This is a genomic window from Saccharothrix coeruleofusca (genome assembly GCF_014648515.1).
Taxonomy (GTDB): Bacteria; Actinomycetota; Actinomycetes; order Mycobacteriales; family Pseudonocardiaceae; genus Actinosynnema; species Actinosynnema coeruleofuscum.
This window is the reverse complement of the sequence record NZ_BMRG01000032.1, coordinates 24,829-35,603: the sequence shown is the minus strand read 5'-3', so window position 1 is coordinate 35,603 and position 10,775 is coordinate 24,829. Positions and strand designations below refer to the sequence as shown.

Below are 10,775 nucleotides of genomic sequence, written 5' to 3'. Positions count from 1 at the left end.
CGCAGTCGCGGTTGGGGATGTTGTAGACCACCAGGATCGGGATCTTCCCGGCCGCCGCGGCCGCGCCGACGAACGAGTCCACTTGCGAGCGCACCGCGGAGGTGTTGGTGGTGGTGTACCACCGGGGCTGCGGGACCGAGGCGATCCGGTCCCGGATCACCGGGGTGCGCGAGTCGCCGGGGTTGGCCGCGACCCACCGGGCCGCGCTGGTGTTCGGGTCGACGTAGAACTCGGAGTCGGCCGCGCTGGCGGTGGTCGCGCCACCGCCGAGCGCCAGGGCCACGGCGCTCGCCACCAGCGCGCTGGAGAGCGCGCCCGCGGTGGCGGCTTTGCCCGTCTTCGCCATCAGTCCATCTCCTCGGAGGGCTGGGTGGGCGTTGTGGACCAGCACCGTGAACGCCTTGGCGCGGCGCCGGGCGCGGGTCCGCCGCCCGGCGCGGTGACCCGCGCCACGCGGTCCGGAGTGGACCGCGTGGGTGACGTCGCCGTTGACGTCCGGTTGCGGGTCACCGCGCCGGCCGACGGTGGGGTGGGCGCCGTGCCGCTCGCGCACGGCGCCCCGTTCAGCCGGAACTCGGCTGGAGCGGTGTCGGCCCCCGAGTGGGAGGCCTGGAAGCCCAGGCGCACCGATGCGCCGTGGGCGATGTCGCGGGTCCACTCCGGGTCGCGGGCGCGCACCCACCGCCCGGACTGGGTGCAGGTGGCGCCCCAGCCGCCGGTCAGGACCGGGGTGTCGGGGAACTCCCAGTCCAGCGTCCAGCCGCCGGTGATCGGCCCGCCCGAGTTGCGCACGGCCAGCCGCGCGGTGGACCCGGCCTCCCGCTGGTCGACCTCGTGGTCGACCAGGCACCCGGAGGTGGCGCCCGCGGTCCTGCCCGCCGGCACCAGCACGCCCGAGCACGCGGAGAGCGCGGCGACCGCGGCGGCGCCGCGAGCCGGGTTCGTCGTCGGCCGCATGTCGTCCTCCCTCGCAGCGCCGGTGCTGTGCGGGCCACCTGGGAGCGCTCCCAGGTGGTCGGGACTGTAACCACAGGGAAACGTCTCGGCAAAGGGGTCGATTCGACGGCATTCGACGATCCCGGTCTCGTCGGCTCTCACTCGGAGTGAGTTGTAAACGTTAACATTCCAGAGCCGTGCCGAATGTCGAATAAATGGTGAGGGTCTTCGTCACGGCTCGTGGGCGTCTTCCTGCGGGATTAGGCCGTTCCGGTCGTCAACCGCTCGTTCCGGTGATCCGGGAAGTGGATCAGCTCATTTCGTCGAATTACTCCGCGAGGCGCAACGCGAAGAGGGCCGAACGGTCGGGTGGTTGTCCGGGACTTTCCGCTGCTTTTACTTTGGGAGCGCTCCCAGACGTCTCTGGACCCGGAGGGCCCGCAATGACGCGCACCGCCTCCCGACCACTGTCCGCCCTCACCTCCGCCGTGGTCGCCGTCGTGCTGGCGGCGACCACGCCCGCGCCCCACCCGCGTTCCGCCGCAGCCCCGGTCGCCCCGCAGGCGGTCGAGGACCGGGTGGAGCAGTTGATGGCCCGCATGTCGCTGGACGACAAGGTGGGCCAGATGACCCAGGTCGACCGCGCCGCGCTCACCACCACCTCCGACGTGGCGACCTACCGCATCGGCTCGGTGCTCTCCGGCGGCGGCTCGGCGCCCACCCCCAACACCGCCCAGGGCTGGGCGGACATGTACGACGCCTTCCAGCGCGCCGCCCTGTCCACACCGCTGGGAATTCCCCTGGTCTACGGCGTGGACGCGGTGCACGGGCACAACAACGTGCACGGCGCGACGATCTTCCCGCACAACATCGGCCTGGGCGCGACCCGCGACCCGGAGCTGGTCCGGCGGATCGGCGCGGCCACCGCCGAGGAGATGACGGGCACCGGGGTCGACTGGACCTTCGCGCCGTGCCTGTGCTTGGCGCGCGACGACCGGTGGGGCCGCACCTACGAGTCCTTCGGCGAGGTCCCCGAGATCCCCTCGGCCATGACGTCGATCATCGACGGCTTCCAGGGGGCGGCGCTGGGCGGTCCGACCTCGGTGCTGGCCACGGCCAAGCACTACATCGGCGACGGCGGCACGGAGGGCGGCGTCGACCAGGGCGACGCGCGGATCACCGAGCAGGAGCTGCGCGCGGTGCACCTGCCGCCGTTCCGGGCCGCGGTCGACCGCGGCGTCGGCTCGGTGATGATCTCCTACAGCAGCTGGAACGGCGTCAAGGCGCACGGCCACCGCTACCTGATCACCGACCTGCTCAAGACCGAGCTGGGCTTCTCCGGCTTCGTGGTGTCGGACTGGGCGGGCGTCGACCAGCTCGACGGCAGGCGCGGCTTCACCGGCGCCGAGGTGGCCGCCGCGGTCAACGCGGGCATCGACATGGTGATGGTGCCCACCGACTACGAGCTGTTCACCGGCCTGCTCAAGGCCGAGGTGCAGGCCGGGCGGGTGCCGCAGGCCCGCGTCGACGACGCCAACCGCCGCATCCTGACCAAGAAGGTCCAGCTCGGCCTGTTCGAGCGCCCGCTGGCGGACCGCTCCTACACCTCCTCGGTGGGCTCGGCGGCGCACCGGGAGCTCGCCCGCGAGGCGGTGCGGCGGTCGCAGGTGCTGCTGCGCAACAACGGTGTGCTGCCGCTGGGCAGGACCGGCCGGTACTTCGTGGCGGGCAAGAACGCCGACGACATCGGCAACCAGAGCGGCGGCTGGACCATCTCCTGGCAGGGGGCGAGCGGGAGCACCACGCCGGGCACGACCATCCTGCGGGGCATCCGCGACCTCCTCGGCGGCGGCGCGACCGTCACCCACGAGCGCTACGGCAACGGTGTGGACGGCTCCTACACCGCGGCCATCGCCGTGGTGGGGGAGACGCCGTACGCGGAGGGGCGCGGCGACCGTCCGGGCGGTCTGCCCCTGGACCGGGAGGACGCGCAGACCATCGCCAGGCTCAAGGCGGCGGGCATCCCGGTGGTGGTCGTGCTGGTGTCGGGCAGGCCCTTGGACATCGCCTCGCAGGTGTCGGGGTGGGACGCCGCGCTGGCCGCGTGGCTGCCCGGAACCGAGGGGCGCGGCGTGGCGGACGTGCTGTTCGGCGACCACGAGCCGACCGGCAGGTTGCCGGTGACGTGGATGGCGGGCAGCGCGCAGCAGCCGGTCAACGACGGGGACGGCAAGGCCCCGCTGTACCCGCTGGGGCACGGCCTCGGCTACGGCGACCGCGCTCCTTCCGGGTTCACAAACGGCGGCACGGCTGTCGGGCATCACCGCAGGTGACGTTCTGGGAGCGTTCCCTCACGCTGCGTCGTCCAGCCCAGCGGAAGGGGGCATTCAGTCCAGCGGTGGGGAGACCCGTTGATGCCTTTGTCAAGGTTTTGTGGCCCAACCCTCTTTTCACGGTGTTTCGATGCCGTTACAGTCCCGAGCTGGGAGCGCTCCCAGAACCCCATCCGCCGGCCCCCACGGAGGCCCGTCATGCGACGACGCATGTCCGGACTGCTGTCAGGCACACTCGCCGCGCTGCTGGGCGCCGCGTCGGTGGTCGTCGCTTCCCCGCAGGCGGCCTCGGCCGCACCCGCTTTCAACTACGGGGAGGCGCTGCAGAAGTCGATCTGGTTCTACGACGCGCAGCGCTCGGGCGACCTGCCCGCCGACAACCGGGTGTCCTGGCGCGGCGACTCGGCGCTGCGCGACGGCGCCGACGTCGGCCTCGACCTGTCCGGCGGGTTCTACGACGCGGGCGACCACGTGAAGTTCGGCCTCCCGTTCGGCGCGGCGATGACCATGCTGGCGTGGGGCGCGGTGGAGAACCGCGCCGCCTACGACAGCTCCGGCCAGCTGCCCCACCTGCTGGCCAACCTCAGGTGGGGCACCGACTGGATCATCAAGGCGCACCCGTCGCCCAACGTGGTCTACGGCCAGGTCGGCGCGGGCAATCCCGACCACGCCTGGTGGGGGTCCGCCGAGGTGATGCGCATGGCCCGTCCCTCGTACAAAGTGGACGCCTCCTGCCCCGGCTCGGACCTGGCGGGCGAGTACGCCGCCGCGATGGCCGCCTCCTCCCTGGTGTTCGCGCCGACCGATCCCGGTTACGCGGCCACCCTGCTCACCCACGCCAGGCAGCTCTACAGCTTCGCCGACACCTACCGGGGCAAGTACAGCTCCTGCATCACCGACGCGGCCAACTTCTACAACTCCCACAGCGGTTTCCAGGACGAGCTGGTGTGGGGCGCGATCTGGCTGCACCAGGCCACCGGTGAAGCGGCCTACCTGACCAAGGCGCGCACCGAGTACGCCAAGCTGTCCACCGAGCCGCAGAGCACCGAGCGCTCCTACCGGTGGACCATCGCCTGGGACGACAAGTCCTACGGCGCCTACGTGCTGATGGCCAAGCTGACCGGCGAGCAGCAGTACGTCACCGATGCCAACCGCTGGCTGGACTTCTGGACCACCGGCCACAACGGCAACCGCGTCCGCTACTCGCCCGGCGGCCAGGCCGTGCTCGACACCTGGGGGTCGCTGCGCTACGCGGCCAACACCGCCTTCGTCGCGCTGGTCTACTCGGACTGGCTCAAGTCCAGGGACGCCACCAGGGCCACCACCTACCACGACTTCGGCGTGCGGCAGATCGACTACGCGCTGGGCGACAACCCGCGCAAGTCCAGCTACGTCGTGGGTTTCGGCGCCAACCCGCCGCGCAATCCGCACCACCGCACCGCCCACGGCGCGTGGGCCGACACCATCCAGGAACCGGCGACCAGCAGGCACGTCCTGTACGGCGCGCTGGTCGGCGGGCCCAGCACGAACAACGACGCCTACACCGACAGCCGCGGCGACTACATCGCCAACGAGGTCGCGCTGGACTACAACGCCGCTTTCACCGGGGCGCTGGCCCGCCTGTACCGCGAGTACGGAGGCACGCCGTCGGCGGAGTTCCCCGTCGCGGAGACCCCCGACGGGCCCGAGCTGACCGTGCAGGCGTCAGTGAACCAGAGCGCGCCCCACTTCACCGAGGTGAAAGCCTTCGTGGTGAACAAGTCCGCGTGGCCCGCGCGGACCTTCGACGGCTCGCTGCGCTACTACTTCACCCTCGACGGCTCCACCACGCCGGACCAGCTCACCGTGACCATGAACTACAACCAGTGCGGCACCGCGAGCGCGCCCACGCAGTTCAGCGGATCGGTGTACTACGTGGACGTCCCCTGCCCGGACGTCCACCCCGGCGGGCAGTCGGCGCACCGGCACGAGGTCCAGTTCCGGATCACCAGCAGCGGCACGTGGGACCCGACCAACGACTGGTCCTACGCCGGGCTGGGCACCGGCAACGCCGTGGCGCTGACCGAGCGCGTCCCGCTGCACCAGGACGGGCGCGTCCTGTGGGGCCAGGAACCGACCACCGTCCTGAACGGACACCCGACCGGGGCCGCCGTGCCCTGACCCGGACCTCGGCACGGGGCGTTCTGCGCGCCCAGGCGCCTCGTGCCGAACCCAAGCCACGTCACCACCACCGCCGCCGCCTTGAAGCTCGCGGGTCAACGGCTGATCCGTGCAGGAGGAGGACGCATGAGGTACCGCACGAGAGCGGGTCGGTTGCGCACCGGACCGCTCGCGCTGACAGCGGCGGCGGCGACCGCCGCGGGGATGATGCCGGTCATCGCGCCAACGGCCTACGCCGCGGTGACGTGCACCGTCAACTACCAGGTCACCAGAGAGTGGAACAACGGGTTCGGCGCGTCGGTCGCCATCCGCAACCAGGGTGACGCCGTGAGCAACTGGCGCCTCACGTGGACCTTCCCGGACGGCCAGCGCGTGCAGCAGGGCTGGAACGGCACCTTCAGCCAGGACGGCGCCGCGGTCACCGTGGCGGCCCCGACCTGGTCGCCGAACCTGCCCTCCGACGGCCAGGTGACGCTCGGGTTCAACGGGACCAAGGGCGCCACGAACACCCCGCCGACGGACTTCGCGATCAACGGCACCCCGTGCACCGGTCCCAACGCGGTGCCCACGGTCTCGCTGACCTCGCCCTCGGCGGGCTCGTCGTACCTGACGGGCGCGCCCATCCCGCTGGCGGCCACCGCGGCCGACACCGACGGCACCGTCACCAAGGTCGAGTTCCTGTCCGACGGCGCGGTCATCGCCACCGACACCACCGCTCCGTTCGAGGGCCTGTGGAACAGCGCGGCGCTCGGCGACCACAGCATCACCGCGCGGGCCACCGACGACAAGGGCGGCGTGAGCACCTCCGCCCCGGTCGGCGTCAAGGTCCTCGCGGGCCAGGCGGTGCTGGCCAGCCCGGCGTCGCTGAGCCTGCGGCAGGGCCGGACCGGCACCTTCGGCGTGTCGCTGGCCACCCAGCCGACCTCCCCGGTCACCGTCGCGGTGTCCCGCTCGGCGGGCAGCTCCGACCTGACCGCGGGCCCGGCCACGCTGACGTTCACCTCGGCGAACTGGAACACCAAGCAGAACGTCACGGTGACCTCGGCGAACAACGGCGGCGACCTGGCCACGGCCACGTTCACCGCCAGCGCCGCCGGGCTGACCGCGGCCGCGGTGGAGGTCAAGGAGATCTCCTCCTCCGCCTCGGACTTCGAGCAGGCGTTCCTGGACCAGTACGCCAAGATCCACGACCCGGCCAGCGGCTACTTCCGGACCTTCTCCGGGTTGAAGGTGCCGTACCACTCGGTGGAGACGCTGATGGTCGAGGCGCCCGACCACGGGCACCAGACGACCTCGGAGGCGTTCAGCTACTACCTGTGGCTGGAGGCCAGCTACGGCCGCATCACCGGTGACTGGTCGTCGTTCAAGTCCGCGTGGGCCTCGATGGAGAAGTTCATCATCCCGGCCAAGGCCGACCAGCCCACCAACGACAAGTACGACGCGTCCAAGCCCGCGACCTACGCGCCCGAGCACCCGAGGATGGACGCATACCCGTCGCAGCTGGACTCCAACGTGCCGGTGGGTCGTGACCCGATCGCCGCGGAGCTGAGGTCGGCCTACGGCAACAGCGACATCTACGGCATGCACTGGCTGCTCGACGTCGACAACACCTACGGCTTCGGCCGGTGCGGCGACGGCACCACCGCGCCCGCGTACATCAACACCTACCAGCGCGGTTCGTCGGAGTCGGTGTGGGAGACCATCCCGCAGCCCTCGTGCGACACGTTCAAGCACGGCGGCCCCAACGGCTTCCTCGACCTGTTCACCAAGGACGCCCAGTACGCCAAGCAGTGGAAGTACACCAACGCCCCGGACGCTGACGCGCGTGCGGTGCAGGTGGCGCTGCTGGCCCAGCAGTGGGCGACCGCGCAGGGCAAGGCGAGCGAGATCTCCTCGGAGATCGGCAAGGCCGCGAAGATGGGTGACTACCTGCGCTACGCCATGTTCGACAAGTACTTCAAGAAGATCGGCAACTGCGTCGGCCCCTCGTCCTGCCCGGCGGGCAGCGGCAAGGACAGCGCGCACTACCTGATGTCCTGGTACTACGCGTGGGGCGGTGCGACCGACACGTCCGCGGGCTGGGCGTGGCGCATCGGTGACGGCGCCTCGCACCAGGGCTACCAGAACCCGCTGGCGGCCTACGCGCTGTCGCAGGTGCCCGCGCTCAAGCCGAAGTCGGCGACCGGCCAGCAGGACTGGGCGACGTCGATGACCCGGCAGCTGGAGCTGCTGCAGTGGCTGCAGTCCGCCGACGGCGGCATCGCGGGCGGTGTCACGAACACGTGGGAGGGCCAGTACGGCACGCCGCCTTCGGGCACGCCGACCTTCTACGGCATGTTCTACGACGCCCACCCGGTGTGGCGCGACCCGCCGTCGAACCGGTGGTTCGGCTTCCAGGTGTGGCAGATGGAGCGCACCGCGTCGCTGTACCAGATGACCGGCAACGCCACGGCCAAGAAGATCCTCGACAAGTGGGTCCCCTGGGCGCTGGCCAACACCACGATCGGCACGGGCGGGGACTTCCAGATCCCGTCGGACATGAACTGGACCGGCGCTCCGGACACCTGGAACGCCTCCAACCCCGGCTCGAACGCCAACCTGCGCGTCTCGGTGCTCAACCACAGCCAGGACGTCGGCGTGGCCGCGTCCTACGCCAAGACCCTGCTCAACTACGCGGCCAAGTCGGGCAACGCCCAGGCGCGGACCGCGGGCGAGGGCCTGCTCGAGGCGATGCTGGCGCACCAGACCGACAAGGGCATCGCCACGCCGGAGACGCGGTCGGACTACAACCGCTTCGACGACGCCTACAACTCCAGCACCGGCGAGGGCACCTACGTGCCTCCGGGCTGGACCGGCAAGATGCCCAACGGCGACACGATCAACCAGAGCTCGACGTTCCTGTCGATCCGCTCGTTCTACCGCAACGACCCGCAGTGGTCGAAGGTCCAGAGCTACCTCGACGGTGGTCCGGCCCCGACCTTCACCTACCACCGGTTCTGGGCGCAGGCCGAGATCGCCACGGCGTTCTCGCTGCACGCGGAGCTGTTCGGGTGATTTCCGCGAGATAGGCCCGCGAAGGTCGCCGTCACCCCCCGCACGACGTGGTGCGGGGGGTGCTCGGCGTTTTCCCGGATTCACCGCCGCGAATTCCAGTCGAATGCGACCGGGGTTGACGTCGAGTTGTCGCGTGTGTCACATTTCGTGCACTTCACCTTCCGTTCCCGCACTGCGCGGGACCGGGCGCGGAGTCGAATCGATTCGATTCCCCTTACTGGTCGTTCGACCAATTCGACGAATGCCGGAGGTGGGCTGACGTGGTGACCATCGCCGACGTGGCGCGGCACGCCGGGGTAGCGCCGAGCACGGTGTCCTACGTGCTGACCGGCCGCCGGTCCATCTCGCCCGCCACCCGCGCGCGGGTCGAGGCCAGCGTGCGGGCGCTGGGCTACCACCCGCACGCCGGGGCCCGCTCGCTGGCCAGCAACCGGGCGGGGGTGCTGGCGCTGGTGCTGCCCATGCGCGAGGGGATGCACGTGCCGGTGCTGATGCAGTTCGTCGTGGCGGTGGCCAACGCCGCGCGCGGCCACGAGCACGACGTGCTGCTGGTGACCGCCGACCAGGGCGCGGCGGGCCTGCGCCGGGTCGCGGGCAGCGCGCAGGTCGACGGGTTGCTGGTGATGGACGTGGAGATGCACGACGAGCGGGTGCCGGTGCTGCGCGAGCTGGACCGCCCCTCGGTGCTCATCGGCTACCCCGCCGACGCCGCCGGGTTGACCTGCGTGGACCTGGACTTCGCCGAGGCGGGCGCGCGGTGCGTGGACCACCTGGCCGACCTGGGCCACCGCTACGTGGCGCTGGTGGGCGCGCCCCGCGCGGTCTACCAGCGCGACACCGGCTTCGCCCACCGCACCATGGCCGGGTTCAGCGCCGCGGCCATGCGGCGCGGCATCTCCTCCACCACGCTGCCGACCGGGACCGACCACGGGTCGGTGCGCTCGGCGGTGGCCGGGCTGCTGGAGCGGCACCCCGCGGTCACCGGGCTGGTGGTGCACAACGAGGCCGCGCTGCCGTCGGTGTTGGAGGCGCTGCGCGCCACCGGCCGCAAGGTGCCCGACGACGTCGCCGTGGTCGCCATCTGCCCCGACGAGCAGGCCGAGCGGCTGGCACCTCGGCTGACGTCGGTGCGGGTGCCCGCCGAGCAGCTGGGCCACCGCGCGGTGGAGCTGCTGATGGCCAAGCTCGCCCGCGTCGCGGTGCCGCCGCTGACCCTGCTGCCGCCACGGTTGGTGGAGCGCTCCAGCACCGCTCGCCGATGCGACTAGAAAGCGCTTTCCGCTCGGTCGGCCCGCCGGGCCGCGCACCCTGGCTACCCTCCACCGCGTGAGCGACGAACACGTGGTGGTGATCACCACCACCGACAGCGAGGAATCGGCGGGACGGCTGGCCGCGGCCGTGGTCGAAGCGCGGCTGGCCGCCTGCGTCCAGGTGGGCGGACCGGTCCGCAGCGTCTACCGGTGGGAGGGCGAGGTCCGGGACGAGCGCGAGTGGCAGCTGTGGGCCAAGACGACCCGCGACCGGCTCGCCGGGCTGACCGACTTCATCCAGACCAACCACCCCTACGACACGCCCGAGGTGGTGGCGTTGCCCGTGCTGGGCGGCAGCCCGGCCTACCTCGGCTGGGTCACGGAGGCGACCAGGTGACCGACTTCCTCGACGTCACCAGGAGGGCCTACGACGCCTTCGCCGCCGACTACGCCGAGTTCTTCCGGACCGCGCTGGCCGACGCGCCGCTGGACCGCGCGCTGCTCACCGCGTTCGCGGAGATGGTCGGGGACGCGGGACCGGTCGCCGACGTCGGCTCCGGTCCCGGTCGGGTCACCGCGCACCTGAGCGCCGCAGGGGCGGACGTGTTCGGCGTCGACCTGTCCGCGGAGATGGTCGCGCTGGCCCGGCGCGAGCACCCCGGCCTGCGCTTCGAAGTCGGCTCGATGACCGCGCTGGACCTGCCGGACGCCGCGCTGGGCGGCCTGGTGTCGTACTACTCGCTCATCCACGTCCCGCCGCGGCGGCAGCCGGAGGTGATCGCGGAGTTCCACCGCGTGCTCGCCCCCGGCGGCCACCTGCTGCTGGCCTTCCAGGTGGGCGATGAACCGCTGCACCTGGCCGAGGCGTTCGGCCACCGGGTCGGGCTGGACTTCCACCGGCTGCGGCCCGACCGGGTCGCGGCGGTGCTGGAGGAGACCGGTTTCACCGTGGTGGCCAGGGTGCTGCGCGAGCTGGGCGAGGGGGAGAAGTCGGCGAAGGTGCCCCAGGCCTGCCTGATCGCCCGCAAGCGCGCCTGACCGC

Annotated in this window: 8 protein-coding genes; 6 read left to right on the top strand and 2 right to left on the bottom strand. The window is 71.6% G+C overall.

The window, feature by feature from the left end; translation table 11 throughout:
* Both IEZ00_RS35160 and IEZ00_RS35155 read right to left on the bottom strand, forming a co-directional pair.
* The coding region (locus IEZ00_RS35160) for a glycoside hydrolase family 6 protein (RefSeq protein ID WP_189227674.1) at positions 1-346 on the bottom strand (346 nt) is incomplete at its 3' end.
* Complete coding sequence (locus IEZ00_RS35155) at positions 346-957, bottom strand: cellulose binding domain-containing protein (protein WP_189227673.1); 612 nt, start codon at positions 955-957, stop codon at positions 346-348. The genes IEZ00_RS35160 and IEZ00_RS35155, both read right to left, overlap by 1 nt.
* Before the next feature lie 422 nt (positions 958-1,379).
* On the opposite strand from IEZ00_RS35155, the gene IEZ00_RS35150 reads away from it, so the two are divergent.
* The 6 genes from IEZ00_RS35150 to IEZ00_RS35125 all read left to right on the top strand — a co-directional run bounded on the left by IEZ00_RS35150 (position 1,380) and on the right by IEZ00_RS35125 (position 10,771).
* Positions 1,380-3,269, top strand: coding sequence for a glycoside hydrolase family 3 protein (locus IEZ00_RS35150; RefSeq protein ID WP_189227672.1), 1,890 nt, complete (start codon positions 1,380-1,382; stop codon positions 3,267-3,269).
* 198 nt (positions 3,270-3,467) lie between these two features.
* Positions 3,468-5,429 (top strand): glycoside hydrolase family 9 protein, encoded by a 1,962-nt coding sequence (locus IEZ00_RS35145; protein WP_189227671.1) that lies wholly within the window; start codon positions 3,468-3,470, stop codon positions 5,427-5,429.
* A gap of 126 nt (positions 5,430-5,555) precedes the next feature.
* On the top strand, positions 5,556-8,483 hold the full coding sequence (locus IEZ00_RS35140) for a glycoside hydrolase family 48 protein (protein WP_209619896.1): 2,928 nt from the start codon (positions 5,556-5,558) through the stop codon (positions 8,481-8,483).
* Positions 8,484-8,743: 260 nt separating this feature from the next.
* Complete coding sequence (locus IEZ00_RS35135) at positions 8,744-9,751, top strand: LacI family DNA-binding transcriptional regulator (RefSeq protein ID WP_189227670.1); 1,008 nt, start codon at positions 8,744-8,746, stop codon at positions 9,749-9,751.
* A 58-nt stretch (positions 9,752-9,809) separates the two neighbouring features.
* On the top strand, positions 9,810-10,130 hold the full coding sequence (gene cutA / locus IEZ00_RS35130; RefSeq protein WP_189227669.1) for a divalent-cation tolerance protein CutA: 321 nt from the start codon (positions 9,810-9,812) through the stop codon (positions 10,128-10,130).
* Positions 10,127-10,771 (top strand): class I SAM-dependent methyltransferase, encoded by a 645-nt coding sequence (locus IEZ00_RS35125; protein ID WP_189227668.1) that lies wholly within the window; start codon positions 10,127-10,129, stop codon positions 10,769-10,771. The genes cutA and IEZ00_RS35125 overlap by 4 nt, the downstream gene beginning before the upstream one ends.
* The last annotated feature ends 4 nt before the right edge of the window (positions 10,772-10,775 follow it).

Excerpts from the sequence above, each read along its gene's own strand:
- IEZ00_RS35150 (WP_189227672.1), top strand. The coding sequence starts at position 1,380 with ATGACGCGCACCGCCTCCCGACCACTGTCCGCCCTCACCTCCGCCGTG.
- IEZ00_RS35155 (WP_189227673.1), bottom strand. The coding sequence starts at position 957 with ATGCGGCCGACGACGAACCCGGCTCGCGGCGCCGCCGCGGTCGCCGCG.
- IEZ00_RS35140 (WP_209619896.1), top strand. The coding sequence starts at position 5,556 with ATGAGGTACCGCACGAGAGCGGGTCGGTTGCGCACCGGACCGCTCGCG.
- IEZ00_RS35145 (WP_189227671.1), top strand. The coding sequence starts at position 3,468 with ATGCGACGACGCATGTCCGGACTGCTGTCAGGCACACTCGCCGCGCTG.